The 25,650-nt window shown below is 56.2% G+C and carries 25 protein-coding genes, 1 pseudogene and 1 riboswitch; of the genes and pseudogenes, 19 read left to right on the forward strand and 7 right to left on the reverse strand.

The genetic code is table 11. From position 1 onward, the window contains the following. Positions 1–57: 57 nt before the first annotated feature. From ACFFIY_RS12375 to ACFFIY_RS12400, 6 genes are all read left to right on the forward strand, one after another. Positions 58–477 (forward strand): (deoxy)nucleoside triphosphate pyrophosphohydrolase, encoded by a 420-nt coding sequence (locus ACFFIY_RS12375; RefSeq protein ID WP_354194301.1) that lies wholly within the window; start codon positions 58–60, stop codon positions 475–477. Next, entirely contained in the window at positions 458–3,589 is a 3,132-nt protein-coding gene (locus tag ACFFIY_RS12380) for a DEAD/DEAH box helicase (RefSeq protein WP_354194303.1), read from the forward strand. The genes ACFFIY_RS12375 and ACFFIY_RS12380 overlap by 20 nt, the downstream gene beginning before the upstream one ends. A 91-nt stretch (positions 3,590–3,680) precedes the next feature. After that, a complete protein-coding gene (locus ACFFIY_RS12385; protein ID WP_354194304.1) occupies positions 3,681–3,956 on the forward strand; it encodes a hypothetical protein in 276 nt (91 codons plus the stop codon). A gap of 95 nt (positions 3,957–4,051) precedes the next feature. Next, positions 4,052–4,456, forward strand: coding sequence for an aminoglycoside 6'-N-acetyltransferase (gene aac(6') / locus ACFFIY_RS12390; RefSeq protein WP_354194305.1), 405 nt, complete (start codon positions 4,052–4,054; stop codon positions 4,454–4,456). Positions 4,457–4,566: 110 nt separating this feature from the next. Further along, positions 4,567–5,754 (forward strand): DHH family phosphoesterase, encoded by a 1,188-nt coding sequence (locus tag ACFFIY_RS12395; RefSeq protein ID WP_354194306.1) that lies wholly within the window; start codon positions 4,567–4,569, stop codon positions 5,752–5,754. 24 nt (positions 5,755–5,778) lie between these two features. Further along, complete coding sequence (locus ACFFIY_RS12400) at positions 5,779–5,946, forward strand: hypothetical protein (protein ID WP_354194308.1); 168 nt, start codon at positions 5,779–5,781, stop codon at positions 5,944–5,946. 153 nt (positions 5,947–6,099) lie between these two features. Here the strand turns inward: ACFFIY_RS12400 and ACFFIY_RS12405 are convergent, their stop codons facing one another. The 3 genes from ACFFIY_RS12405 to ACFFIY_RS12415 all read right to left on the reverse strand — a co-directional run bounded on the left by ACFFIY_RS12405 (position 6,100) and on the right by ACFFIY_RS12415 (position 10,114). Further along, positions 6,100–6,453 carry a hypothetical protein gene (locus ACFFIY_RS12405; RefSeq protein ID WP_354194309.1) on the reverse strand — a complete coding sequence of 118 codons (354 nt, stop codon included), beginning with the start codon at positions 6,451–6,453 and terminating at the stop codon, positions 6,100–6,102. Beyond that, entirely contained in the window at positions 6,434–7,603 is a 1,170-nt protein-coding gene (locus ACFFIY_RS12410) for a ParM/StbA family protein (RefSeq protein WP_354194311.1), read from the reverse strand. Before ACFFIY_RS12410 ends, ACFFIY_RS12405 begins: the two co-directional genes overlap by 20 nt. A 615-nt stretch (positions 7,604–8,218) precedes the next feature. After that, entirely contained in the window at positions 8,219–10,114 is a 1,896-nt protein-coding gene (locus ACFFIY_RS12415; protein WP_354194314.1) for a DNA ligase D, read from the reverse strand. A 52-nt stretch (positions 10,115–10,166) separates the two neighbouring features. On the opposite strand from ACFFIY_RS12415, the gene ku reads away from it, so the two are divergent. Next, the gene (ku, locus tag ACFFIY_RS12420; protein ID WP_354194821.1) at positions 10,167–11,003 is read left to right on the forward strand and encodes a non-homologous end joining protein Ku; all 837 of its coding nucleotides are present in this window, start codon (positions 10,167–10,169) and stop codon (positions 11,001–11,003) included. A gap of 223 nt (positions 11,004–11,226) precedes the next feature. Here ku and ACFFIY_RS12425 read toward each other — a convergent pair whose 3' ends face one another. Next, complete coding sequence (locus tag ACFFIY_RS12425) at positions 11,227–11,715, reverse strand: small multi-drug export protein (RefSeq protein ID WP_354194316.1); 489 nt, start codon at positions 11,713–11,715, stop codon at positions 11,227–11,229. A gap of 172 nt (positions 11,716–11,887) precedes the next feature. On the opposite strand from ACFFIY_RS12425, the pseudogene ACFFIY_RS12430 reads away from it, so the two are divergent. The 9 genes and pseudogenes from ACFFIY_RS12430 (at position 11,888) to ACFFIY_RS12470 (ending at position 21,472) form a co-directional block, all read left to right on the forward strand. Further along, positions 11,888–13,428 (forward strand): annotated as a pseudogene (locus ACFFIY_RS12430) (AbgT family transporter). A 103-nt stretch (positions 13,429–13,531) separates the two neighbouring features. Further along, positions 13,532–13,972 carry a TlpA family protein disulfide reductase gene (locus ACFFIY_RS12435; RefSeq protein ID WP_354194320.1) on the forward strand — a complete coding sequence of 147 codons (441 nt, stop codon included), beginning with the start codon at positions 13,532–13,534 and terminating at the stop codon, positions 13,970–13,972. A 154-nt stretch (positions 13,973–14,126) separates the two neighbouring features. Then, on the forward strand, positions 14,127–15,236 hold the full coding sequence (locus ACFFIY_RS12440) for a YibE/F family protein (protein ID WP_354194322.1): 1,110 nt from the start codon (positions 14,127–14,129) through the stop codon (positions 15,234–15,236). Then, entirely contained in the window at positions 15,233–16,006 is a 774-nt protein-coding gene (locus ACFFIY_RS12445) for a YibE/F family protein (protein ID WP_354194324.1), read from the forward strand. The genes ACFFIY_RS12440 and ACFFIY_RS12445 overlap by 4 nt, the downstream gene beginning before the upstream one ends. A 43-nt stretch (positions 16,007–16,049) precedes the next feature. Next, on the forward strand, positions 16,050–16,409 hold the full coding sequence (locus ACFFIY_RS12450; protein WP_354194326.1) for a DUF2200 domain-containing protein: 360 nt from the start codon (positions 16,050–16,052) through the stop codon (positions 16,407–16,409). Between the two features lie 309 nt (positions 16,410–16,718). Next, a complete protein-coding gene (locus ACFFIY_RS12455) occupies positions 16,719–18,368 on the forward strand; it encodes an FAD-binding dehydrogenase (RefSeq protein ID WP_354194328.1) in 1,650 nt (549 codons plus the stop codon). 16 nt (positions 18,369–18,384) lie between these two features. Then, a complete protein-coding gene (locus ACFFIY_RS12460; protein ID WP_354194330.1) occupies positions 18,385–18,948 on the forward strand; it encodes an NADPH-dependent FMN reductase in 564 nt (187 codons plus the stop codon). A gap of 287 nt (positions 18,949–19,235) precedes the next feature. Further along, on the forward strand, positions 19,236–20,939 hold the full coding sequence (gene abc-f, locus ACFFIY_RS12465; RefSeq protein WP_354194332.1) for a ribosomal protection-like ABC-F family protein: 1,704 nt from the start codon (positions 19,236–19,238) through the stop codon (positions 20,937–20,939). A 71-nt stretch (positions 20,940–21,010) separates the two neighbouring features. After that, a complete protein-coding gene (locus tag ACFFIY_RS12470) occupies positions 21,011–21,472 on the forward strand; it encodes a TlpA family protein disulfide reductase (RefSeq protein ID WP_354194334.1) in 462 nt (153 codons plus the stop codon). Positions 21,473–21,713: 241 nt separating this feature from the next. On the opposite strand, the gene ACFFIY_RS12475 is transcribed toward ACFFIY_RS12470, so the two are convergent. The 3 genes from ACFFIY_RS12475 to ACFFIY_RS12485 form a co-directional block, all read right to left on the reverse strand. After that, positions 21,714–22,058, reverse strand: coding sequence for a type II toxin-antitoxin system PemK/MazF family toxin (locus ACFFIY_RS12475; protein WP_354194336.1), 345 nt, complete (start codon positions 22,056–22,058; stop codon positions 21,714–21,716). Continuing rightward, positions 22,055–22,288: an AbrB/MazE/SpoVT family DNA-binding domain-containing protein gene (locus ACFFIY_RS12480; RefSeq protein ID WP_354194338.1), complete on the reverse strand. Its 234-nt coding sequence runs from the start codon at positions 22,286–22,288 to the stop codon at positions 22,055–22,057. Before ACFFIY_RS12480 ends, ACFFIY_RS12475 begins: the two co-directional genes overlap by 4 nt. 191 nt (positions 22,289–22,479) lie before the next feature. Next, positions 22,480–23,031: a hypothetical protein gene (locus ACFFIY_RS12485; protein WP_354194340.1), complete on the reverse strand. Its 552-nt coding sequence runs from the start codon at positions 23,029–23,031 to the stop codon at positions 22,480–22,482. A 92-nt stretch (positions 23,032–23,123) separates the two neighbouring features. Then, a riboswitch (TPP riboswitch) is annotated at positions 23,124–23,231 on the forward strand. A 90-nt stretch (positions 23,232–23,321) separates the two neighbouring features. On the opposite strand from ACFFIY_RS12485, the gene tenA reads away from it, so the two are divergent. The 3 genes from tenA to thiD are packed head-to-tail and all read left to right on the forward strand — an operon-like array spanning position 23,322 to position 25,635. Next, positions 23,322–24,005 (forward strand): thiaminase II, encoded by a 684-nt coding sequence (gene tenA, locus ACFFIY_RS12490; protein WP_354194342.1) that lies wholly within the window; start codon positions 23,322–23,324, stop codon positions 24,003–24,005. After that, on the forward strand, positions 24,002–24,802 hold the full coding sequence (gene thiM, locus ACFFIY_RS12495) for a hydroxyethylthiazole kinase (RefSeq protein WP_354194344.1): 801 nt from the start codon (positions 24,002–24,004) through the stop codon (positions 24,800–24,802). Before tenA ends, thiM begins: the two co-directional genes overlap by 4 nt. Then, complete coding sequence (thiD, locus tag ACFFIY_RS12500) at positions 24,799–25,635, forward strand: bifunctional hydroxymethylpyrimidine kinase/phosphomethylpyrimidine kinase (protein ID WP_354194346.1); 837 nt, start codon at positions 24,799–24,801, stop codon at positions 25,633–25,635. Before thiM ends, thiD begins: the two co-directional genes overlap by 4 nt. Positions 25,636–25,650 lie beyond the last annotated feature (15 nt).

Below are 25,650 nucleotides of genomic sequence, written 5' to 3' on the forward strand. Positions count from 1 at the left end.
GAATGATCAGTTAATTATGGTAGAATGGAAAGGACTTGGAAGCTGGGGGGGAGCGTCATGAAGAGAGAGATACACGTTGTTGGAGCAGTAATTTGGCAGAATGGAAAAATACTTTGCGCCCAAAGGGGAGCTTTGAAAACACTCGCATTTAAGTGGGAGTTTCCTGGCGGCAAAGTGGAACGAGGGGAAACACCTGAAGACGCATTGAAACGAGAAATCAATGAAGAAATGAACTTTAAAATCCGAATCGGTGAACAAGTTGAGCACACTGTTCATGAATATGATTTCGGCATCGTTCATTTAACGACCTATCATTGCGAGCTAGAAAATGGTGAACCAACAATAACAGAACACGTGGCGGTCAGATGGCTCTATCCGAGCGAGTTAGCTACACTAGACTGGGCTCCGGCGGATATTCCGGCGATCGAAAAGCTCATGCTTAGCGAGGTGGACGGGAATGCAACAAGGAATTTATGAACAGTTAATTAACGAGAAAATCCGTACGGACTTGAATGCACTTTCACTCGAGTTATATGCAATCCATACAGACCAGCTAGACGAGGAGGAAGCGAAAACATTCTTGTCCGCATACATAGGTGCCGTCACGAAAAAGGCTTTAGGTTTAATTAGGGAACAACAAACAGACCACACACTCTTGTCACAGATCCGTGTATGCAATGAAGTGATCGAAACACTCAGCAATCAACTGGAACGGGAAGAGTTTCTCGAGTTGAAGTTAGATGAAAAAGGGGAAGTCCTGACCTCTATTTATGAAAGATTGAATTCAGTCTATGCAATTAAAGACGAAAAACCAGTTCGGCCGATCACATCTCTTTCGCAAAGTTCCTTATTCACCGGGTCTCAGGCAGAGCCGAATATGCTGGAGGAACTTCGGAAAGAAGTCTTATCGTCTGATGAAATCGATTGGCTCGTTTCATTCGTCAAATGGTCAGGAACACGAATTATTTTGGATGAACTGAAAACCTTTACAGAACGAGGTGGAAAACTTCGAATCATCACCACGTCTTACATGGAAGCGACTGACTATAAAGCGTTAGAAGAGCTAAACAAGTTACCAAACACAGAGATCCGTGTCTCACTGGATAAGGAGCGTACCCGTCTTCATGCTAAAGCTTATTTGTTCAAGCGAGAAACCGGCTTTAGCACAGCATATATTGGGTCGTCCAATCTCTCAAATCCCGCACTCACTTCTGGACTCGAGTGGAACTTAAAAGTAACTGAACAAGACTCATTTGACATTATTCGTAAGTTCAAGGCAACCTTTGAAAGCTACTGGAATGATGAGGAATTCCGCTCGCTTTCTGAACCAAATACATGGTTCATGCTCCGCTCTTCTCTGACAAGTGACCGGGTGGCAGAGCGCCAGATTGTGTACAACTTGGACATCCGTCCTTACTATTATCAGCAAGAGATCTTAGATGAACTTGAGGCAGAACGAGTTGTTCACGGACGGTTTCGGAATCTAGTTGTCGCAGCAACAGGCGTTGGGAAAACGGTGATTTCAGCATTCGATTTCAAACGAATGTTAAAGAAAAAGCCAGATGCTCGTTTACTATTTATCGCTCACCGAGAGGAAATTTTAACTCAAAGCATGGCGACTTTTCGAGCCATCTTAAAAGATGCCAACTTCGGTGAGTTATTTGTTGGTCGTCATGTTCCAAACTCGCTTGATCAGCTGTTTATGAGTATCCAAAGCTGGAACAGCAAGCAGATGGAAAATCTAACGACCTCTGGATTTTACGATTTTATCATCATCGATGAGTTCCACCATGCTGCGGCTCCGTCTTATCAGCGGTTACTCTCCTATTACCAGCCAGCAATCTTACTAGGATTAACGGCAACGCCGGAACGGATGGACCAGAAGAGCATCTTCTCATTCTTCGATGATTATATCGCATCGGAAATGCGGTTAACTGAAGCAATCAATCGGAAGCTCCTCGCTCCGTTCCAATACTTTTGTGTGACGGACATTGTTGATCTCACATCAATCAAATGGACACGAAAAGGCTATGATTTGGAGCAGTTATCTAATTTATATACAGCGAATGACCGTCGAAGCGACTTAATCATCGATGCGATCCAGCGGTATGTTACATCGGTTGAAACGGTTAAGGGCCTAGGTTTTTGTGTTTCTGTCGAGCACGCAAAATATATGGCTTCTTATTTCAATAAAAAAGGCATTTCATCCATCGCATTGCACGGAAAATCGGGGGATGAAGAAAGAACTGAAGCGAAACAAAGATTGGAAAGCGGGGAAGTGAAGTTCATTTTCGTTGTGGATTTATACAACGAAGGGATTGATATCCCGGCTGTTAATACAATCCTATTCCTTCGCCCGACCGAAAGTTTAACAGTTTTCCTCCAACAACTTGGTCGAGGACTCCGTTTGCATGAAGACAAAGAGTGTCTCACTGTTTTGGACTTCGTGGGACAAGCCCATCAAGACTACCCATTCGAAGATAAATTCAGAGCGCTCGTAGGGCCTTCGAAGCACTCGATTAAATACTATGTAGAAAATGGGTTCTCTTACTTGCCGAAAGGGTCCGTCATCTTGATGGAACGTCAGGCAAAAGAATACATTTTGAGAAATGTAAAAACAACTAAGGTATCTAAAAAACAGTTGATCGCTAAAATCCAATACTTCGAGCAAGACACAGGGCTCCCGCTAACTTTGTTGAATTTTTTAAGGTACGAGGGCTTAACCCTCTATGATTTTTATGGAAGTCGAAACCGTTTGTTTGAGGGTTTGAAGGCTGAAGGAGGAATGAGGGAACCTTATTCGAATCCGTATAAGGAAACACTAAAAAAGCAGCTGCATAAATTAGCTCATCTAGATTCCACAGATCTCTTAAATTTCCTAGCTCGATATATTGAAGGAGAGGAGCCGACGACCAAGGAACAATACTTAATGGTGGGCATGCTGTATTATTCCTTGTTTGAGCGAACACCTGAACAGTTAGGTTATACCACTATGGATGAGACCCTTAGATCATTGCTCTCATTTGACGAAAATAAGCAAGAACTCCAAGGTGTCCTCCATGTTTGTTATGAAAATATCCATCACGTGGATCGTCCATCTCCATTCCCATTTGTTTCTCCACTTCGTGTCCATGGCCAGTATACGACCGATCAAGTTATGGCTGCATTTGGATTCAATAACGATAAAAAGGCTGCCCGTCTGCAAGCAGGCGTCAAATATTTCCCTGATCTGAAAACAGATGTCTTTTTCATTACACTGAATAAATCTAATAAGGACTTTTCCGAAACCACGATGTATGAAGACTATGCAATTAGCAGTCAGTTGTTCCATTGGCAATCACAAAATCAAACAAAAGACACAAGCACCACGGCACAGCGGTATATTCACCACCGGGAGAATGACCATCAAATTGCTTTATTTGTAAGAGAAACAAAAACAATTGAAGGCAACTTGGCAGCGCCGTATACCTTTTTAGGAACCGCTGATTATGTTAGCCACGAAGGAAGCGAACCAGTTAGCTTTGTCTGGAAACTACACACTCCGATGCCCGGGCAACTCGTACCCATCGCGAACAAAAGTATATTGTAAAAGCTTGAGGTGCAGAGAGGATCTCGACCGGTTATTCTAATCTGGATAACTTTTTCAGAGAACTATCTACTACTTATACGGAGGAATATCGATGAACGTACTTCGTGTTTCGCTGAAAGGGTTCGGTATCGCAATGATTGTGCTCGGAATGTTCCTGGGTATTGAAACATTGGATAGCGGGGCACACCAAGACATGCAGGACGGTGGTTTTGCTGGCAGGCTGTCCGGATTGGCGATATTCATATCTGGCATCTCCATCGGCCTGTTAATGCTCGGTGTGGCAGCACTTCTCGAAATACACCAGGGGGCTGCTTCGAACGTGGGATCACTGCAGTCGGAGGGAGAAAGTAAATCAGTAAATGATTGACGGGCGGGTGACCCGTTTGCTGACCGGTTGATGGAGAATTTTAAGACAGAAAGAGAAGGGATCAAATGATCAGGCAAGCAACACTTCAAGACAGTATGGAAGTCGCCACTCTCGCCGACCGGCTCTGGCCCGGTCAGGGCGTACAGGAATTCCAAACGGAGATGCAGGAGCTTCTCGCAAGTGATCAAGCGGCCGTCTTTCTAACACTCACCGGCGATAAGCCGGTCGGATTCGCACAGGTTCAGCTTCGGCATGATTATGTGGAAGGGACGTCCACGAGTCCGGTCGGTTATCTGGAGGGGCTTTTCGTCGAAGAAGGCTACCGTCAGGAGGGGCTGGCCCGGGATCTTGTATATCGCTGCGAGGAATGGGCCAGACAACAGGGGTGCACGGAGTTTGCGAGTGATTGTGAACTCGGAAATGATGTGAGCCGTGATGTTCATCTGCACCTCGGATTTAAAGAGGTGAACCGAATTATCGCCTTCGCAAAAAAACTTTAGAAGAACCGTTCTGTCCGGCAGAGCGGTTTTTTCTTCCACCGGAAGGCGAAGATGAGCGGAAACGGGTATACTGGATAAAGCATTCAATGCGATGAATTTGAGGTGATTCGGTGTATAAATTATTGTCCCATAACGACCTGGACGGCATCGGCTGCGGCATCGTGGCAAAGATGGCGTTTAGGGATGACGTGAACGTTCGGTATAACTCGGTTCAGGTGCTCGACCGCGAAGTGGAGAAGTTTCTCGACAGCGGCGACAAGGCGACCGAACTGATCATCACCGATCTGTCGGTGAATGAAGACAACGAAGCCCGGCTTGAGGAATTCCGCAAGGCCGGCGGGAAGGTCGTCTTGATCGATCATCACAAGACGGCGCTTCACTTGAACGAATACGAATGGGGACGCGTGCAGGTGGAAGAGGAAGAGGGACGCCTGGCATGCGCCACGTCGCTTCTGTACCGCCACCTGATCGGGGAAGGGTTCCTGGAGCCGACGCGTGCCGCGGACGAGTTCGTGGAGCTTGTGCGGCAGTACGACACATGGGAATGGGAGAAGAACGGCAATGACAAGGCCCGCCAGCTCAATGCCCTGTTCTTCCTCGTGTCGTTCGATGAATTCGAGTCGATGATGCTTGAGCGGCTCCAGGAGAGCGGTCCGTTCAAGTTCAGTTCGTTCGAGAAGAAGCTGCTGGACATGGAAGACGACAAGATGGTCCGCTACATCCGCAAGAAAAGGCGGGAAATGGTCCAGCTTGAGGCGGACGGGCTGTATGCGGGCGTTGTGCACGCGGAGTCGTATCACTCTGAACTGGGCAATGAGCTCGGCAAAGACAATCCGCATCTCGACTATATCGTCATCTTGAACATGGGCGGGCGCAAAGTGTCGTTCCGGACGGTCCATGACGATGTAGACGTGTCGGAAGTCGCCGGGGGATTCGGCGGCGGCGGCCACGCCAAGGCGAGCGGCGCCTCGATGTCGAAGGAAGCGTTCGACCTGTATGTGGTCGAGTCGTTCCACAAAGATCCGCTGCGCGAAGACGCGCGCCACACCCGCTACAACGTGAAGGAGTCCCAGTTCGGGACGATTTACCGCGCGCCGGAAGGGGACCTGTACTATATCCACCCGCTTGAAGGCCGCTGGGGCGTCGAACGCAACGGCAACAAGCTTGAGGAGACCTACGGGTCGTTTGCGGACGCAGAGAAGGCCCTGAAGCGCGAGAAGGGCGTCTGGCTGCTCAATGATGATCAGTTCGTGAAGTTTTTGATGAAGCGTTTGGAAAAGGCGGAGCAGGAAGGCTGAAAATCTTTCTGAGGGGGAACCGGCATGCATGAGCGGGTCGGAACGTGCGAAGTGTGCGGCAGGGAAGTGTTTTGCCTGAACGGGTTTTTGAACGGCGTGGCGGAAAACGGACGGCTTCGCTGCTTTGATTGTGCGGACCGGGAAGACGTTGCCGCCGATGCCCGGAAGGAAGAAGAAAAGCGAACAGAGTAAGATATCCACTTGTGGACTGCCGGAAAATCCGCAGCGACTATCCACATGTTGATGGATCCAATGATAAGAAAATGGTTGTGGATAACCGTTTGAAAAAACTTATCCACGGAAATCCATAGAAAAAACCCGCCAATCGGCGGGTTTTTCACGTTCTTATGCAAACGGGTCGTCAAAGTCGTCCAGTGCTCCCCAAGCGGGGGCGGGTTCCTTCGGTTTCTCGGGTTGCGGCTCTTCTTCTTCTTCGATCAGGAATGCTTTTGGCATCGGCTGAGGGAAGGGCGGCCGGTAGTCGGCGCCGTCGAGCTCGAAGTTGATCTTCCTCGGCATCACTTCGGCGACGTCGACGAAGCCGGTCTGGCGATACAGCTGCTGGGCGGCGTACAGGAAGAAGTTCGACAGGTCGGACTGAGTGTTGATCCAGTCCATGAACTCCGGTGTAAGGTCGCGGCTCAGGTAGATGTTGATGCGCTCGCCTGTTGTGTATTCCTTACTTCGTGTCCGCGCCACTTGCGACGACACCTAATTCTTTTTCTTTTTGCTGTTCGTAACGCGGGGAGCAAGTGTAGACGAGCAGGCCGCGCGCGTTGACGAACATCGGGTCGGTGAGGAAGGTGACATTGATCATCCGGCCCTTGGAGTTCAGGATCTGCTGGAGGTATTTCTTGAGGATGGCCGCGCCGCCGCCGTAGATGAAGACGTACGGGTCATCCTTCATGTCGTCGATCTTGTTGATGATCGGCCGGCTGAGCTGCTGGGCGAGCTGCATGAGGCCGGTCTGGGACTCCGCCAGCAGTTCGTTGTGGCGGGGGTGCTCAGGGTCGAAGTAGATCTCGTTGAACTCGGCCATGGAGTCGATCGACTTGCGCGGGTGGTTGCGGTTCCAGCGCTTGATGATCTCGCTGACGGCCGTTTTCACACCGAAGTTGAGGCCTTCCGACAGTTTCGGATTGAATTTGACGCCTTCCGTCACGACGATTTCCGTTGTGCCCGAGCCGATGTCAAAGTGAAGGAGTGTTTTGTCGCTGAAGTCGACTTTCATGACTTTGTCGCCAATTTCGACTTTGCGTTCGGAGAGCTTGCCGGTTTCGTCGAAGACGACGCCCCACGCGGCGGCGGCGCCTTCCGGAAGGCATTTGCAGTACTCGATTTTGATCGTGGCGGTCACGTTGCGGCCGGATGGGTGGTGGAAGATGACTTCGTGTGTGCCCATGTAGCGCGCCGCGTTGTTTTTGGCGGCATCCTGCGTGATCATGCCGACCGGGAGCGCGACGGACAGGTCGTAGGTTGCGGAGACCTTGTTTTTCTTGTACTCACGGCGCATGGCGTCGATGGCGAGGCCTGCAAGCGTGACGATGACCGGAATTTCGTCCGTGGACTTATCGGTCTTCTTTTCGAGTTCGATGCCCGGGAGGTTGTCGTTGAGGACCTTCTCCCCGATCACATAGCGCTGGCCGTTGATGGAGAGCGCCTTGGAGTTGATCGTCACGTCGATGTTGTTGATCAGATCGTCTGCAGCGATGTCGTCCATGTCCATCAGTTCCGTCGTTTCGCCCATATACAGCGAATAAACAGTTGGAATGTGAATCGGTTTATGATCTTTCACCCATAATTTTAGTGCGTTGTTCCCGGCATCTGCGCCGGCTTTGAGTACTGCCATGCTGTTCACTCCTTCTCGGTTTCTACTTTGGATTATACACGTAGCGGCACATGATAGAAATAGAGATTATGCAGAATGTGCGCACAAAATTGAGACAAAAACCGAGGTTTTCCGCTGTTTCCGCCCGATTTGGAAACAGATCGTGCGCCAATTGTGCGCATATCATATGTATAAAATTGTGGTGACATTGTGTGCTCTTTGTGCGCACAATATGAGGATTTACCCGAAAGTCTTTGAGCCCCTTTTTTCCGCCGTTTCATGCTCTCCTTCTCATCAAAAAGTTTCACCCAGCTACAAAAAATGAGGAGCAGAGTCTTTGCCAAACATCCTATTGAAGCGAAACAATGCGCAATTTATGAGGATGTTGTGCGCATAAAAGGAATATACGCAGTGTGTGTGTATAATATCCTCAAAAAATGCGGCTGTACAGGCAAAACTTCTTCCTCTTTATCCAAAGTTGAATTCAAGCAGCCTATGCGCATGGAGTGTTTCGTCTTTGCGCAATCTATGCGCACAAACGAAACATAATGCGGAAATGCGCATTATGGATATACAAAATGCGCACAAAATGCGCACAACAAAAAGACCGGCCAATTGCGGCCGGAGTTGGATCCCTTAGACCATCTGCCTCAGTTTTTCCAGCACATCTGCGAATGGCTGCACGGCGCGGGCAGCCTCCATGCGCCGGAATGGATCCCCGATTTCCTGAATGCGGCGAGGCAGGACGGGAACGGTCAGATCCTGCGGCCGGATGCCGTCCTCGAGCTCGTGCCACTCTAGGGGGGTGGAGACAGGCGCATGGGCAGTCCCTCTTGTGGAATACGGGCAGATGATCGTTTTACCCTCCGCATGCTGGACATAGTCGACATACAGCCGGCCGTGGCGGTTTTTGATGAGCCGTTCGGTCGTGAACCGGTCCGGGGCCTGCTCACAGAGAAACCTGGCGGTGATTTCGGTGAACTGGCGGGTGTCCGCGTAGCTAAACCGATTCTTGGGAAGCGGAAGGTACAATTGAAGCCCTTTTCCGCCGGACGTTTTGACGAATGAATGCAGGCCGAAGCTGTCGAACACGTCCTTCAGCCGGAGAGCCGCGTCGCGGGCCAGGTCGAACCGGGCGGCATCCGGCGGATCGAGGTCGAAGATGATCTCATCCGGGTACGGCGAGTCCAGCCGGCCGAAGGGCACGTGGAACTCCAGTGCCGCCTGGTTGCCGAGCCAGAGAAGCGTCTCGATGTTGTTGCACAGGATCCGCGGTCCTTCTTCACCGGGGTACGTCTCGACGAATGGAGGGATGGGATCCGGGGCATGTTTCTGATAAAAGCGCTCGTCTTCCGTGCCGTGCGGCCACCGGATGACGGTGAGCGGCCGGTCTTGAAGCCAAGGAAGGAGAAACGGGGCGGCTTCCTGCAGATAAAGAAGAAAGCCGTCTTTGTCGACCCCGGCTTCCGGGAACAGAGGCTTGTCCGGATTGGTGACGGCGACGCCCGGCGGAATCGGTTCCAGTGCTCTCCGGAGACGCTTCATGGTGATCGATTCCGGATCTTCACCGTGGAGGAATCGGCTGAACCGCGGCTCGCGAAGTTTGCCGCCTGCCACGCCGATCGTCAGCAGTTCGGCGCATATGGCGGGCCCGAGCGTCCAAATGCCGGCCGTTTTCTTCTCGCCGTTTTGCTTGAACAGAAGAGCGAGCGTTTCCGCTTCCTCATCGGACAGCCCGTGTTTCAGGGAGACGACGGGGATCAGTTTTTCCTGGTCCCGGACACAGCCGGTGAAGTGGCCGTTTTCGCCGTCGTATTCGGTGAGGATGACAGGGGGGTGCCGCCAGTTTTTCACTTTCATCCAGTCTGTCGTGCGGATGCCATCGGTCCACCGGCTGCCGATCCGTTTGGCGACAAGGCCTTCACCGTTGCCGGAGAGCAGTTTCTTGCGGATCTCTTCGGCTTGCTTTGTTGCTGCGATGCCCTGGACAGGGGAAGGGGCGGCCGCGGAAACATCGGTTGGAAAGCCGGCGGTCTCCAGCAGTTTGTGGAGCGACTTTTTCCGATTCTCAAGTGGTTCGGCACGCAGATCCCGCCCCTGTTCTTCCAAGATGTCGAAAGCGGCGAACCGGCACGGAAACCGGTCGGCCGCGTCGGTGATCGTGGATGTTGCACGCATCCGGGACCGCCTGGAAACCGTGGGAAAATCGCTCCTGGCGTCGTTGAGCAGGTGGACGAGTTCGCCGTCGAGGAGCAGGGGGAGAAGGGGAGACATGTCGCCGGTTTTCTCCAGACAATAAGAGACAATTTCCGGAAATGCGGCGGCCAGATCATGGCCGTTCCGGCTGAGGAGGCGGACGCGGTCTTCCCGCCAGTCGAGCAGGCAGCGGAAACCGTCGTATTTAATTTCATACAGCCAGCCGGGACCGTCCGGCAGGTTTTCGACAGGCGTCAGCTTCATCGGTTTGAAGATCGGGATCAGCTCCGTTTGACTGTTGTTTTTGTCGAGTGTGTGCGTCTGCTTGAATTTCATACATATTCGGGCGTCAGCGGCGCATGCTACGGGAAAAAGCGGGTGAATGGACATGCATACGGTCTGGAAGGGCAGCATCAGTTTCGGGCTCGTCAATATTCCGGTGAAGCTCCACGCGGCGACGGAGGACCATGACATTAAGCTCCGTCAGCTGCACAAGGCGTGCAATGCGCCGATTTCGTACAAGAAGGTGTGCACGGCATGCAATGAGGAAGTGCAGACAGACGATATCGTAAAGGCGTACGAGTACACGAAAGGGAAGTTCGTCGTGCTGGACGCGGAAGATCTGGAGAAGCTGAAGAAGGAGAACGAGGACAAGGCGGTGGAAATCGTCGACTTCGTGAAGCTGGAGGAGATCGACCCGATTTATTTTGAGCGGTCGTATTTTTTAGCTCCCGACAAAGGCGGCGGCAAGGCGTATGCTTTGCTTCGTGCCGCGCTCGACAAATCGGACAAAATTGGGGTCGCGAAGATCATCTTGCGTCAGAAAGAGCAGCTCGCCGCGGTCCGGGTGTTCAAGGATGCGCTCGTCTTGGAGACGATCCACTGGCCGGACGAGGTGCGGAAAGTGGAAGACGTGCCGAGCGTCCCCGAGGCGGAAGGGGTCGTCGGGAAGGAATTGGACGTGGCGCTGCTTCTCATCGACCAGCTCACCACGCCGTTCGACCCGACGAAATACACGGACGACTACCGGAACGCCCTCATGGAGCTGATCGAGGCGAAGAAGGCGGGCAAGGACACGGTCACCGTTGCGGAGCGCGAGGCACCGGCCGCCGCCACCGCAACCGACCTCATGGCCGCACTTCAGGCATCATTAGATAAAACCGGCACGAAAAAGAAAAAGGCCCCACCGAAGAAAAGAGCGGCGGCGAAGAAGAAACAGGCGTGACAGGCGGACATTTTGGCCTTTGGCATATAGGAAGGAAAGGGACCATCCGGACTTGCGGATGGTCCCTTTTGCGGTTGTGCGGGTTGGGCTCGAGTGAGGAGAGTTGGTCCGAGTGGCGCAAGTTGAGGCTCGAGTGGCGCAAGTTCGGCCCCGAGTGGCGCAAGTTGAGGCTCGAGTGGCGCAAGTTGAGGCTCCGAGTGGCGCAAGTCGCCCCCCGCCCCCCTCAATCCCCCTCTAAGTATTTCCTGAGAAATGTTCCGCCGCTTTTGCCTGTCAGGTCCAGTCCGAAATGTACGAGCAGCGTGGTCAGGATCGCCCAAAAGACGATGCTGGCCGCCACCCAGAGAAAGGCCGCCCGCTTTGTGCCGCCGAGCGTCACGGCGAGGAACGCGGCGAGGTGGCTGCCGACGATGAGCGGGCCGAGAAGGGCGAGGCCCGGCACGCCGTATTTTTGAAACAGCCGGGCGGCCCGTTCACTGCGCTTGGTACCGGCGGCCGGTTGTTTGCGGCGGCGCTCCCGCCATCTCCTGTAACGGTCCATGAACAGCACGACCACAAGCACTGTCAGCACGTTTCCGGCGATGCCGGCCGCCAACGCCAATACCGGGCTCAGCCCGCCAAGGACGCCGACGGGAACAATGACATAAGCCTCGACCATCGGCACCGCTCCGAGCAGGAACACCAGGCCATACGCCGTGAACAGACGCACCATTCAACCCACCTCCAATCAGATGATCCGCCTGGCAAAATGCAAGCGTTAACAGAGATAATACAGAATCGGCGTCCAACATTTTCTATTAAAAGCAGGTTGAATTGTCGATCCATTCTGTTTAGTATAGAAAACATTCTTATAGCACTTCACCGTAATAAAGGGGGAAATCGACATGGCAACCACCGCTGAAGCAAAAGTGAAGCAGAAAAAAAGCTTTTTCAATCGCTTCCTGGACTTCATTGAAAAATACGGGAACAAGCTGCCGGATCCGGTCATGCTGTTCGTTTACATCACCGCCGCCATCCTCGCCGCCTCGGCCGTTTTCGGCCTGATGGGCGTATCAGCCGTGCACCCGGGGACGGGCGAGACGATCACCGCCGTCAACCTGCTGAGCGGGGAAGGAATCGTCAAGATGCTCACCGGCCTCGTGACGAACTTCACCGAATTCCCGCCGCTCGGCCTCGTGCTCGTCGTCATGCTCGGCGTCGGGCTGGCCGAGTCGACCGGTCTCATCACGGCATTCATGAAGGCGTCGATCCTGAAGGCGCCGACTAAAATCATCCTTCCGACGATCATTCTCGTCGCTGTCTGCGGAAACGCGGCGGCCGATGCGGCATCGGTCGTCCTGCCGCCGATTGTCGCCATGATCTTCATCGCGCTCGGCCGCCATCCGATCGCCGGGCTCGCCGCAGCCTATGCCGCCTGCGTCGGCGGATTCGGCGCGAACCTGATCCTGTCGGTGTCCGACCCGCTCATCTACGGCTTCACCGAGCCGGCTGCGCACATGGTCGATGCCTCCTACAAAGGCAACCCGATGATCAACTACTACTTTATCGCAGTTTCGGCAATTGTTCTCGTCCCGGTCGCGACATTCGTGACAAACCGGATCGTCGAGCCGCGCCTCGGCAAGTAGGAAGCACCGGGGAAGAGATTGACGAGAAGATCTCGCCTGCCGAGAAGAAGGGCCTGCTCTGGGCAGGTGTCTCGCTCCTCGTGCTGGGCGTCCTCATCGCCCTCATGACCCTTCCGCAAAACGGCATCCTGCGCAATCCGGAAGACGGCAGCCTCATCATCTCGCCGTTCATGGATTCCATCGTGCCGATCATGATGATCCTCTTCCTCGTGCCGGCGCTCGTCTACGGCAAGATCACCGGCTCGCTGAAAAACTCCAAAGATCTCGGCGACCAGCTCGGCAAGGCGATGTCCGGCATGGGCACCTACATCGTCATCGCCTTCGTCGCCGCTCAGATGATCGCCTACTTCAACTGGAGCAACCTCGGCCCGATCGTCGCCATCAACGGCGCCGCCCTGCTTGAGAAAATCGGCTTCACCGGACTGCCGCTGTTTGTCGGATTCATCATCATCGCCGCGATCATCAACTTCCTCGTTGCGAGCCAGTCTGCGAAATGGGCGATCCTTGCCCCGGTGTTCATCCCGATGTTCATGCTGCTCGGCTATGACCCGGCCGTCACGCAGGCCGCCTACCGCGTGGGGGACTCGATCACGAACCCGATCACCCCGATGCTCGCGTACTTCGCGATCGCCCTCACCTTCGCGAAGCGTTTTGACCCGAAAATGGGCATGGGCACGTTCATGACTTCCCTGCTTCCATTCTCGGTCGCCTTCGCCATCATGTGGACCATCCTCTTTGCCGCCTGGTTCCTCCTCGGCTTGCCGCTCGGTCCCGGAGGCGGAATCTTCATGGCAAAATAAAAGCCGCATGCCGGCCGCCCGGATCCGCTGTCCCGGACAGCGGGGCCCGGGCGGTTTTGCCGTTTCCGCCGAAGGGAAAGGGAAGAACAGGAGGAGATGCGAAATGAAACTGCATGAACCGATGCCTGAACTAAACGGGGCCACCGGGTGGCTCAACGGCGAAGTGACGCGGGCGGACCTGGTCGGCGACAAGCCGGCGCTCGTCCACTTCTGGTCGGCGAGCTGTGAGGTGTGCAAGGAAACGATGCCTGAAGTGAACGCCCTGCGGGACAAACACAAAGGAGAACTAAATGTCCTCGCCGTCCACATGCCGCTCACTCCTGCGGATCAGAAGGAAGAAAAGGTGCAAGAGACGGCAGAAAAGGCCGGCATGACACAGCCGGTCTTCATCGACGGCGATCTCAAGCTCACCGATCGCTTTGAAAATCAGTATGCCCCGGCCTATTACCTGTTCGACAAGACCGGCCAGCTCCGCCATTACCAGGCCGGCCGCACGGCGGTCTCGATGGTGGAAGACCGCGTGGAGCATGTGCTGGGAGAATAAATCAACCCAGAAACCGCCTGAATTCCGGAATGCCGGAGTCCGGGCGGTTTTTTCGTGATGAACCCGCCGATGCTTTCATTGTTGAACTGCCGTCCCGAAAGTGAGAAAGTTAATACGGTATTTTATTTTATTCAATCCACCGGGGGGAGCCGATATGAACGGAACTTCCAAGTCCGGGCGAAACCACCTGATCACCTTCGGCATTCTGATCTTCCTGTGTGCCGTTTCGATGGTTTTCGTTTTTCACAATCACCAATTCTACGACCGGCCGATCGTGAAAGTGACCGGGACGCAGACGACGGCCTCCGAGAAACAATCCGATGCGGGCGGCAATGAAGACCGGCTTGTCACCCAGAAGATCACCGCCGTGCTGATGAACGGTCCGGACAAGGGCCGGTCGATTCAATTGTCCAACGACTATTCGCACTCCGGTGCGTTTGACCAGGAGTACCGCGAAGGGGACGAACTGTTTGTCCACCTTGACCCCGGCGGCAAAACCGGCGACATCGAAGACGTGAAGCGGGACAAATACATGGCGGGCGCCTTTTGGCTGTTCATGTTCGTACTGGCGGCAGTCGGACAGAAAAAAGGGCTGTTCGCGGTCCTGAGCCTCGCGGTAAATATCACCCTGCTTGTTTTCGCCATCGAGCTTTACGTGCGGACGGACATCAACCTGCTTGTGGTCGCCGCCCTGCTCGCCGTTCTGTTCACGGTGCTGTCGCTGCTGTTCTTCAACGGATTCAACGGCAAAACCTACGCGGCGATGGTGACGACGCTGCTCGGGACGTTCGCCTCGCTCGCCGTCACCCTGCTCGTCATGTGGCTGACGAAGCAGAACGGACTCCACTATGAAGAAATGCAATTCCTCACCCGGCCGTATCATCTCGTCTTTATCGCCGGCCTGTTCATCGGTGCGCTCGGGGCGGTGATGGACGTGGCGATCACGATGTCGTCGTCCGTGTTCGAGCTTTATGAGAAGAATCCGGGCATTTCGATGAAGGCACTCAAGGCGTCGGGCCTTGAAGTCGGCCGCGACATCATGGGCACGATGACGAGCATCCTGTTTTTTGCTTATATCAGCGGCTCCATCCCGATGCTCATTCTTTACTTTAAAAATGCCACGCCGTTCGGCTACACGCTGTCGATCAACCTGTCGCTCGAGCTGGCGCGTGCCTTGTCAGGCGGGATCGGTATCGTGCTCGCCATCCCGATCGGCCTGTATGTGTCGATGTTTTTCGTGAAGCGAAGGGGGGCTGAACGATGAATACGCTCGTTTTGCTCGCGGCGATTCTGCTTGGCCTCATGGTATGGGTCGGCGGCGGTAAAGGGGCGCGGTCGTTCATCGCGCTGTTTTTGAACTTTGGCGTATTCCTCGCCACGCTCATGTTCATGATGGACCCGAACGTGGATCCGGTCCTCCTGACGCTGTTTGCCGCGGCGGGAGTGAGCGCGATCAACCTGTTCTTCACAAACGGGGTGAACAGCAAGACCGTCATGGCGTTCAGCTCGACGCTCGTCACGATCGCGGTCCTGCTGTTCATGATCTACTGGTTCGCCAAAAAAGCGATGATCCAGGGCTTCAGCGAAGAAGAGGTGGAGGAGATCAGCATCTTCTCGCTATACGTCGGCGTGGACTTCACGAAAATCGCCGTGTCGATGGTTATCATCGCCGTGATCGGTGCGATCACCGACGTCGCGATCGCCATCTCCTCGCCGATGCGCGAACTGTTCTTCCATCATCCGGAAGTCAGCCGGACCGGCCTGTTCCGTTCGGGCATGTCAATCGGCCGGGATATCCTCGGCTCTGATACGAACACGCTGTTCTTCGCGTTTATCGGCGGCTACATGTCGCTCCTCATCTGGTTCCGCGACCTGCATTACACCTTCGGACAGATCGTCAACTCGAAAGTATTCGGCGGAGAAATGCTGACGATCTTCTTCGCCGGCATCGGCATCGCGCTCATCATTCCGATTGCCTCGGGCCTGAACGCATGGTATTTGACGAGAAAGCGGGCCGGCGGAGGGGAGAAGTAAGTTGTGTTGAGATCAAAGAGGATTCCGGCAGGGAGGAACGAACATGGACAAACCGAAAATCTACACCATGAGCTTTGCGAAAGTGTATCCGCTCTATATCGCAAAAGCGGAAAGAAAAGGGCGCACAAAAGACGAGGTGGATGAAATCGTCCGCTGGCTGACCGGTTACAGCGACGAAGAGCTCGAGCAGCTGCTGGCGAAAGAAGCCGACGTTGAGACTTTCTTTGAAGAGGCACCAAAGCTGAACCCGGATCGCCGCCTGATCAAAGGCGTGGTCTGCGGCGTCCGGGTGGAAACCATCGAAGAGCCAGTCATGCGGGAAATCCGCTATCTGGACAAGCTCATCGACGAGCTGGCAAAGGGAAAAGCGATGGAGAAAATTTTGAGGAACTCTACAGGTTGACTTGGCCGGCGCTCAGAAGCGAAGCGTTGAGCGGCATCCCGCTGTCTTCAGCCCGCAAAGTCTAATTCGACAAAAAGATAACGTTCCGCCGGATAAAGATAACGTTTTGGAAGATAAAGATAACGCTCCGCCGGATAAAGATAACGTCGTCCGGAAATCTGCATTTTTTAGCGCCCCCTGCATGCCAGGGGGCTTTTTGATTGGCACGGACCCGCAAGTCCCGGACTCCGCCGCATCGTTTCACCCGACAAGTTCAGAAAACTCAATTATAATGGGGGCAGACAACAGACGGAAAGCGGGGGAGCGGAAGTGGAATACGAAGTCATCATTGTCGGGGCGGGGCTGTCGGGGCTTGTCGCCGCATCGGAACTGGCGGACGCGGGAAAGAAGGTGCTGCTGCTCGATCAGGAGCCGGCATCAAACCTCGGGGGACAGGCATGGTGGTCGTTCGGCGGGCTGTTTCTCGTGGATTCGCCGGAGCAGCGGAGGCTCGGAATCCGGGACTCTCAAGAACTGGCCTGGCAGGACTGGCTCGGGACAGCGGGCTTTGACCGGCTGGAAGACGAGGACGGCTGGGGCTTCCGTTGGGCGGAGAGCTACGTGGACTTTGCGGCGAATGAAAAACGGGACTGGCTCCATTCGCTCGGCGTCCGGTTCTTCCCGGTCGTCGGCTGGGCGGAGCGCGGCGGCAGCCTGGCGGACGGCCACGGCAATTCGGTGCCGCGGTTCCATATTGTGTGGGGCACCGGCCCGGGAATCGTCCGGCCGTTCCGTGACCGGGTACGCCGGGGCATCGGCAAAGGGCTGATCCACTATCTCCCGAGGCACCGTGTGACGGAACTCATCACCGAAAAAGGGGCCGTCGCAGGCGTTCGGGGAGAAAAGCTCGTCCAAAGCGCTGAAAAACGGGGAGTGGCCACGTCCCGTGAAGTGGAAAGCCTGTTCGAAGTTCGGGGCGGGGCCGTTCTCGTCACGAGCGGCGGCATCGGCGGCAACCACGGGCTCATCCGAAAAAATTGGCCGGCCCGCCTCGGAAACCCGCCGGCGCGGATGCTGTCGGGCGTGCCGGAATATGTCGACGGCCACATGCTGGAAGCGGCCGAAAAGGCGGGCGGGCGTCTCGTGAACCGAGACCGGATGTGGCATTACACCGAAGGCATCAAAAACTTTGATCCGGTATGGCCGAACCACGGCATCCGGATCTTGCCGGGCCCTTCTTCGCTCTGGTTTGACGCGGAAGGCCGTCGGTTCGGCGCACCGAACTTTCCGGGGTTCGACACGCTTGCCACGCTTGAAGCGATCGGGAAAAGCGGCCATGACTATTCGTGGTTCGTCCTCACCCGCAAGATCATCGAAAAGGAATTCGCCCTCTCAGGCTCCGAACAAAACCCGGATCTGACCGGCAAAGACATCCGGATGATCCTGTCGCGCATCCTGCCCGGTGCGCCGGCGCCCGTCCAGGCGTTTCTTGACAAGGGGGAGGACTTCGTCACCGCCGATACGCTTCCGGAGCTGGTGGACAACATGAACCGGCTCGCGGGTTCGGACTTGATCCGCCTTGAGGAGATCGAGCGCCAGGTACGGGCACGCGACCGTGAAATGGACAACAAGTTTGCGAAGGATCTGCAGGTGACCGCGCTCCGGGGCGCACGGAACTCGCTGGGCGACAAGCTCATCCGCGTTGCCCCGCCGCACAAGATCCTCGATCCGGCGGCCGGTCCGCTCATCGCCGTCCGGCTGAACATCGTCAGCCGCAAAACGCTCGGCGGGCTGCAGACGGATCTCGGCGGGCGTGTGCTCGGCACGGACGGAAAACCGGTTCCGGGCCTTTACGCTGCCGGCGAAGCTTCCGGTTTCGGGGGCGGCGGCGTCCACGGATACCGATCGCTTGAAGGCACTTTCCTCGGCGGGTGCCTGTTTTCCGGAAGGCAGGCGGGCCGGGCGCTTGCGAAAATGTAAAAGTCAGGGGGAATGAATGATGAAACTGCTTGCCATCGTCGGCAGCCTCAGGAAACAGTCGTACAACCTCAGGCTCGCCCGTACAGTGCGGGAACGCTTCGCGGACCGGTTCGAGCTCCGCATCGCGGACATCGGATCTCTTCCGCTGTTCAACGAAGATCTGGAGGATCGGCCGCCGGAACACGTCGCGGCATTCCGCCGCCAGATCAAAGAGGCGGACGGTGTCTTCGTCATTACACCGGAGTATAACTGGTCGGTTCCGGGCGTGCTCAAAAATGCGATCGACTGGGCGTCCCGCGAAGACCGCCCGCTCAGCGGCAAGCCGGTCATGGTGATGGGCGTGTCAAACGGCTCTGTCGGGACGCTCCGTGCCCAGTTGCACCTGCGGCAGATCCTTGCTTCTTCCGGCGTGCAGGCGGACGTGCTTCCCCCTGCCGGCAACGAAGTGCTTGTGCGCACGGGCGGCGAAAAATTTGGCAGCGGCGACGGCCTGCTGACGGATGACAAGACCCTTGCCTCGCTCGACAGGAAAATCAGCAAGTTCCTCGAGTTTGTGGAATCGCGGAAAGAAGGGCGCTAGACCCCGCCTGCCTGATATGGTATGATTCGATTAATCTGAAAACGGAAAGGACTGACGGGTGGACGATGGACAAATGACGGAACTTCCAGCGCAAATCGCAGGCACCGCAACCGGTGCATTCCGATCGGCAACGGGATCCGTCTGTCCATTTTTCCATCCGTCGTCCTGATGTCGCCTGCGGGCGGCTTATTCGGCGACGGCCCGGAAAACGGCGTCGCGGCGGTTCCCTCCGATCTTCAATGACGGAGGGTTTTTTGTGCCCTCCTGTTCTAAAGGAGGAATCATTTATGCAAATGGGTGAACTGAGCAATCTGAAGGCCGCATACGGGGATGAAGTGATTTTTGAAGAGGTGTCGGCAGAACTGCCGGAGGGGGCGGTCGTGGCGCTTGTCGGGCCGAACGGGGCAGGGAAGTCGACACTGCTGGAAATGATGGCGGGTGTACGGGAACCGGACGGCGGAGGAATCCGCTGGATCGGAAAGCGCCCGGCGGCCACTTATTTCCGGCAGGAGCAGGAAAAAGAACCGGCTTCACGCGGGGACACCGCCGCCGTGCTGGAAGAGCTCAGCAGGTGGGGCGTTCCGGAAAGAGTTGCATACAATACCGCGAGCGGGGGCGAACGGATGAAGCTGCGCCTGGCTGCCGCGCTCGCCGAAAACAGCCGGCTTTTCCTGCTTGACGAGCCGACGAACCACCTTGACCGGGATTCGCTCGGCCGCCTGGTGGACCACATCAAAAAGTCCGGTGCCACATTCGTCATCGTGTCGCATGACCGGCACTTCATCGACCGGGTCGCCGGCCGCGTCTGGGAACTCGATCACGGCAGGCTCATGGTCTATGAGGGCAATTACAGCGACTACCGGGAAAAGAAAGAAGCCGCCCGCGCCGCCCAGCAGAAGCACTGGGAGCAGCAACAGCGGAAGATCGCCTGCGTGGAAGAGCAGATCGGGCAACTGTCCCGGTGGTCGGACAAAGCGCACCGGGAATCGACAAAAAAGGCCGGCACAAAAGAATATTTCCGCATGAAGGCCAAGAAAAAGGACGTCCAGATCCGCTCAAAACGCCGGCGGCTCGAGGCGGAACTGGAAAAGGAAAGGGTCGAAAAGCCGGAGGAAGAACACTCGGTCGAATTCGACGTTCCGGGGGGCCGGAAAAAAGGCCGCCGGGTGTTCGAGCTGAAAGATGTCTCCAAGTCGTTTGGCGGACGCGCGGTACCGAAGGGGCGTCTCGGGGAGCACCTGCTGTTCAAGGGCGTGCGTTTCACTGTCCTGGCCGGAGAACGGCTCGGCCTGGTCGGCCCGAACGGCTCCGGCAAGTCGACGCTGTTCCGGATGTTGCTCGGCGAAGAACCGCATGGCGGCGAAATCTGGCGGACGGAAGGAATGACGGTCGGCTGGCTCAGCCAGTCGGTGCTCGACCTGCCGCTTGATCTGACGATGGAGGAGTATTTCCACCGGGGGACATTCGAAGCACAGGGCAGGCTGCGGACCGATCTGGCGAATCTCGGGTTCACGGCCGGGCAGTGGCTCCTTCCCCTTTCCTCACTCAGCATGGGCGAACGGCTGAAGGTGAAGCTCATGCGGTTCATACACGAAGGCGCCGATGTCCTGCTGCTTGACGAGCCGACAAACCATCTGGATCTGCCGTCGCGCGAAGAACTGGAGAGGACATTGGATTCCTTCCCCGGCACGCTGCTGTTCACTTCGCATGACCGGTATTTCATGGAGCGGCTTGCCAAAGGCCTGCTTGTTTTTGAAGAGGAGACAATCCGGAAAGTTCCGATGAACCTTCAGGAATGGGAGCAGCGCAAAGCGGGGGACAAGGAGCCGAAGCCGGTTGCAGATGGCGGTCTTGAGCGCCTGAAGCTCGAGACGGAGCTGCAGGCAGTGCTCGGAAAGCTCAGTCTGGCGCCTCCGGGCGGGAGCGAATACGCAGAACTCGACCGCCGCTTTAGGGAGCTGAGCGGACAATTGAGGAAACTGAGGTCCTGAATGAAAAATCCCGTTAGTCCGAATGTCCCCGGCACAGTCCGGGGATTTTTCACCCGAGGAGGGAAAATCTGATGAAACTGCGTGCGACGATGCCGGAATTTGAAGGTGCGACGATCTGGCTGAACGGCCAAAGAACGAAAGCGGATCTGGTCGGCGAAAAGCCGACGCTCGTCCACTTCTGGTCCGTCAGCTGCCGTCTCTGCAAGGAAGCGATCCCGGCCATCAACACGCTCCGCGACCGGAACAAAGGAGAACTGAATGTCATCGCCGTCCACATGCCGCGCTCGAAAGACGATACCGATATTGAACGGATCAAGAAAACCGCCGCCGATCATGACATCACCCAGCCGATTTATGTCGACAATGAAATGACGCTGACCGACGCTTTTGAAAACAAATTTGTTCCGGCGTACTATGTGTTCGACAAAGACGGGCGGCTGCGCCACTACCAGGCGGGAGGCGGGGGCATGGCAATGCTCGAAAAACGCGTGCACCGCGTCCTGGCCGAGACAAAGAAAAACGGGGAAACCTGACGAAACGGCAACCGGCCGCACCCGATGTAGGAGTGCGGCCGGTTTTAAATTGGCGAAATGGGTGAAACTAAAGAAAATGGCCCCGAGTCCAAAGACGGCGGGCTGTTCTGAGCCGGGAACGGACCGCCGGAAATCATTCCCGGTTTGACAAACCGCATTCCGGGGAAATAAATGTATATGAAAGACGGAATGCGACAATAAAAAAACAAGCCTCCTGTATCGACGGCGGCTTGCCCCCTATTTACACTTCTGGAAGCTCCAGAATCTTATGGATGAGTTTCATGCAGGTATCTACAATTTCAATCGGTGCCTGGTCGACGGTCTGGCCTTTTCTGGAGTGCCAGTCAAGGCTCTTGAACTGATCGGCAAGGATGACGCCTTCGACATTCAGGCCGGGCGGAAGTTCAACTTCGAACGGATAGCCCTTTTTCTGGTTGGTGATCGGGCATACGACGGCAAACCCGGTCACTTCGTTGAAATTATCGGGAGACAGGACGATCCCTGGCCGGCGTCCGGCTTGTTCATGACCGGATTGCGGGCTGAAATCGAGCGTGACGAGATCCCCGCGTCTCGGTGTGGCAGTCAAAACAGTTCGTTGCCGGCGACTGCGAGTTCCAGCTCCTCATGGCGGTTTTCGGACGTGATCATGGCGAGCAGTTCCTCGAGTGTCGGTTCGGTCTCGATCGGCTTTACAAGCAGTGCCTGATTGGATTCGATAGTCAAAGTGACCTCCGTCCCTTCTGTCAGATTGATCTGTTGTGCAAGAGCGGCAGGGATCCGCAGTCCTAAACTGTTCCCCCACTTCTGTATCTTCACAACAATCCCTCCTTGCGGTAACGTTATTGTAACACATATTCCGTGTCCATGTATAGCCTTTGTATATACATTTTGACGGAATTTCGGGAGGGAGCCTTTTTGGTGTCCAAAAAGGGCAGAAAAGAGAAGATCCGGCCGGGACCGCGGAAACTCAGTTTTCGGGATTTCGGCCTTATTTTCGATTGCGGCGTCTACGATGGGACGTCTTTCTTCGGCTTTCTCGGCCAGATGAAATACGACAGCGAAATGGCGAGATCGAGGGCAGCCACGAGCGTCCACACTTTCAGGATCTGCTCCAGTGCCTCCGTCCGGCCGGGATTTCCGACGAGAGCGATCATTGCTGCGAGGTAGCCGCCGCCGAGAATCCAGGCTGCCGCGTGGAGCAGGCTTCCTTTCAGGGATTCCCGGGCATGCGCAAACCCATGCATCTTAGCCGGCTTCGGCCCTTTTTTCAAAATGTAGTACCGGAAGCGTTCATCCGCCCAGCGGATCATCCGCCGTCCATAGGCGAGCGAGACGCCGAGGTAGATTGCGGCGATGCCGTGTGCCTGTGAGGCGGTTGCGCCGTTCATCAGGTCATGGGTCGTGGCGATGAGCAGGATGAGGTCGAGGACGGGCGTCATGGCGAGCAGCCAGAAGCCCGCGCGTTTTTTCCCGAGTATGTATCTCACGGCGAGTCCGGAGACGATGAACACCCAGAACCCGATTTCCACGGCGACGATCAGCCAGGCGATGGCGGTCAACAGCATCCACTCCTTTTATTAAATTCTAGCAAATCAATCAATGGTTGCAATTATTCCCCCTCATGATATGATGTAGGCGTCAATTGAATACGAACCGCCACTGGGGGAGCCTGAAGAACGGCTGAGACGTGCATGTGCTGCGCGGACCCTTCGAACCTGATCCGGATCATACCGGCGTAGGGAAGTGGGCCGATCCGCTTTGACCCCATGTATATCCAGGCCGCTTCCTGACGTTTTGATCAGGGAGCGGCTTTTTCGTGTTCGCCAACCATTGAAAGGGAGTGCACGAGATGAGTTTTTGCAAGAGTGTGAGACAGGAATGCGACGCAATCTGGGAGGACAGCTTCAACCATCCGTTCGTCCGGGCGCTGGCGGACGGAACGCTTGATGAAAAGGTGTTCCGCTTTTACGTGCTGCAGGATGCGTACTACTTGAGCCATTTTGCAAAAGTACAGGCCCTCGGTGCGGTGCACGCAAAGGATCTTGTGACGACGCAGCGCTTCGCCAAGCATGCGGAGGAAACCTGTGTTGCCGAAATGTCGCTTCACGAGGAATTTTTCGGGCTGCTCGGCGTGACGCCCGAGGAGCACGCCGCTTTCCGGCCGGCTCCGAACGCTTATAACTACACATCGCACATGTACCGTGCGGCGTTCACCGGCGATCTTGCCGACACCCTCGCGGCGCTGCTGCCGTGCTACTGGCTGTACTGGGAGATCGGCGAGCGCCTGAAAGACGCCAAGCCGGGCCACCCGATCTACGACAAGTGGATCGCGACTTACGGCTCTGAATGGTTCGGCAGCCTGGTCCAAGAACAGATCGGCCGCATGGACCGTCTTGCCGAAGGCCTGCCCGAGGAACGGATCCAAGAACTCGCGGAGCACTTCCGCAAAAGCAGCCTCTATGAACTGAAGTTCTGGGAGATGGCCTGGACGCTTGAAACCTGGACGGCGGAAGAACGGGAGGCGGTCCGATGAGCAGCGGATCCTTCACGGACCGGGTGCGCGCACAGCGCCCGCTCGTCCACTGCATCACGAACATCGTCGTCGCCAACTTCCAGGCGAACGGACTTCTGGCACTCGGAGCCTCTCCGGTCATGGCCGACTCGCCGGAGGAAGTCGGGGAAATGGCAAGGGCCGCCTCCTGCACCGTCCTGAACATCGGAACGCTTCATTCGGACAGCCTGCACTCGATGGAACTCGCCGGAAAAGCAGCGGCCGGCGCAGGCCGTCCGGTCGTCCTCGACCCGGTCGGCGCGGGTGCGACCTCTTTCCGGAGGGAAGCCGTGCGGCGGATCCTCGGAAACCTTGATGTGACGCTCATCCGCTGCAACGCCGGCGAACTTGCGGCGATTGCGGCGGAAGACTGGCAGGCGTCCGGCGTCGACGCGGGAAGCGGGAAGATGGATGTCCGTGCCGTTGCGGAGAGGACGGCACGCGAGCATGGCTGCCTCGTCGCGGTCACCGGAAAAGTGGATTACGTCACGGACGGCATGAAGACGTTCCGGATCGAAGGCGGCCATGAACTGCTGTCGCGCGTGACGGGGACGGGGTGCCTCCTGAGCGCGGTGTGCGGCGCGTTTATCGCCGCGGCCGGAGACTCGAAGCTTGAGGCAGTGGCGGAGGCCCTCAAATTTTACAAAACGGCCGGGGAGCTTGCAGCGGCCGGTGTGCAGGGTCCGGGCACCTTCGGGACTGCATTCATCGACCAGCTGTATTTGCTGGAAGGCGTGGAGGCAGCTGCGGTAGCCGAAACAAGGGAGGTGCGGGCATGACGCATGTGGCCATGACGATTGCCGGATCGGATTCCGGCGGCGGGGCCGGAATCCAGGCAGACTTGAAGACGTTCCAGGAACTCGGCGTGTTCGGCACGTCCGCAATTACAGCGGTCACCGCACAGAATACGCTCGGCGTCCACGGCGTGTGGCCGCTCGGAGGGGAAGCCGTGACGGCGCAGACGGACGCGGTGTTCGGAGACTTCGAAGTATCCGCCGTGAAAACCGGCATGCTGTTTTCAGCAGAGATCATCCGCGCGGTTGCCCGGTCACTTGAGGAGGCGGACCGGCCGGCGCTCGTCGTGGATCCGGTCATGATCGCAAAGGGCGGTGCGAACCTCTTGCAGCAGGAGGCGGTGGACGCGCTCGCCAAGGAACTGATCCCGCTGGCGGCGGTCATCACTCCGAACATCCCGGAAGCGGAAGTCCTCACCGGCATGGACATCCGGAGCGAGTCCGACATGGAAAAGGCCGGCCGCAGCCTGCTCGGGATGGGTGCGCGGGCGGTCATTGTCAAGGGCGGACACCGCACGGATGAGCGCCGGGCATCCGACCTGTACATGGACCGTGACGGCAGCCGGATGGTCCTCTCGAGTGAGCGGATCCACACGAAGGACACACACGGGACGGGCTGCACGTTTTCCGCCGCACTGACCGCATTCCTCGCGGCCGGGCAAACATTGCCGGACGCCGCGGAAGGAGCAAAGCGGTTCATCCAGGCGGCGATCTCCGACGGGCTCGGCATCGGATCGGGCCACGGGCCGACAAACCACTGGGCCTACCACCGGATCGGCGGCATGTCGGCGAAAGGGGCGATCACCGTTGAATCGTGAACAACTGGCGGTTTA

This window comes from Bhargavaea ullalensis (assembly GCF_042432615.1).
In the GTDB taxonomy this organism is placed as follows: Bacteria; Bacillota; Bacilli; order Bacillales_A; family Planococcaceae; genus Bhargavaea; species Bhargavaea ullalensis.

Coding starts and splice junctions, on each gene's coding strand:
- ACFFIY_RS12460 (WP_354194330.1), top strand. CDS start 18,385: ATGATGAAACTGCTTGCCATCGTCGGCAGCCTCAGGAAACAGTCGTAC.
- ACFFIY_RS12415 (WP_354194314.1), bottom strand. CDS start 10,114: ATGAAATTCAAGCAGACGCACACACTCGACAAAAACAACAGTCAAACG.
- tenA (WP_354194342.1), top strand. CDS start 23,322: ATGAGTTTTTGCAAGAGTGTGAGACAGGAATGCGACGCAATCTGGGAG.
- ku (WP_354194821.1), top strand. CDS start 10,167: ATGCATACGGTCTGGAAGGGCAGCATCAGTTTCGGGCTCGTCAATATT.
- ACFFIY_RS12470 (WP_354194334.1), top strand. CDS start 21,011: ATGAAACTGCGTGCGACGATGCCGGAATTTGAAGGTGCGACGATCTGG.
- ACFFIY_RS12435 (WP_354194320.1), top strand. CDS start 13,532: ATGAAACTGCATGAACCGATGCCTGAACTAAACGGGGCCACCGGGTGG.
- ACFFIY_RS12400 (WP_354194308.1), top strand. CDS start 5,779: ATGCATGAGCGGGTCGGAACGTGCGAAGTGTGCGGCAGGGAAGTGTTT.
- ACFFIY_RS12385 (WP_354194304.1), top strand. CDS start 3,681: ATGAACGTACTTCGTGTTTCGCTGAAAGGGTTCGGTATCGCAATGATT.
- ACFFIY_RS12445 (WP_354194324.1), top strand. CDS start 15,233: ATGAATACGCTCGTTTTGCTCGCGGCGATTCTGCTTGGCCTCATGGTA.
- abc-f (WP_354194332.1), top strand. CDS start 19,236: ATGCAAATGGGTGAACTGAGCAATCTGAAGGCCGCATACGGGGATGAA.
- ACFFIY_RS12375 (WP_354194301.1), top strand. CDS start 58: ATGAAGAGAGAGATACACGTTGTTGGAGCAGTAATTTGGCAGAATGGA.
- ACFFIY_RS12425 (WP_354194316.1), bottom strand. CDS start 11,715: ATGGTGCGTCTGTTCACGGCGTATGGCCTGGTGTTCCTGCTCGGAGCG.
- ACFFIY_RS12440 (WP_354194322.1), top strand. CDS start 14,127: ATGAACGGAACTTCCAAGTCCGGGCGAAACCACCTGATCACCTTCGGC.
- ACFFIY_RS12380 (WP_354194303.1), top strand. CDS start 458: ATGCAACAAGGAATTTATGAACAGTTAATTAACGAGAAAATCCGTACG.
- thiM (WP_354194344.1), top strand. CDS start 24,002: ATGAGCAGCGGATCCTTCACGGACCGGGTGCGCGCACAGCGCCCGCTC.
- ACFFIY_RS12410 (WP_354194311.1), bottom strand. CDS start 7,603: ATGGCAGTACTCAAAGCCGGCGCAGATGCCGGGAACAACGCACTAAAA.
- ACFFIY_RS12450 (WP_354194326.1), top strand. CDS start 16,050: ATGGACAAACCGAAAATCTACACCATGAGCTTTGCGAAAGTGTATCCG.
- thiD (WP_354194346.1), top strand. CDS start 24,799: ATGACGCATGTGGCCATGACGATTGCCGGATCGGATTCCGGCGGCGGG.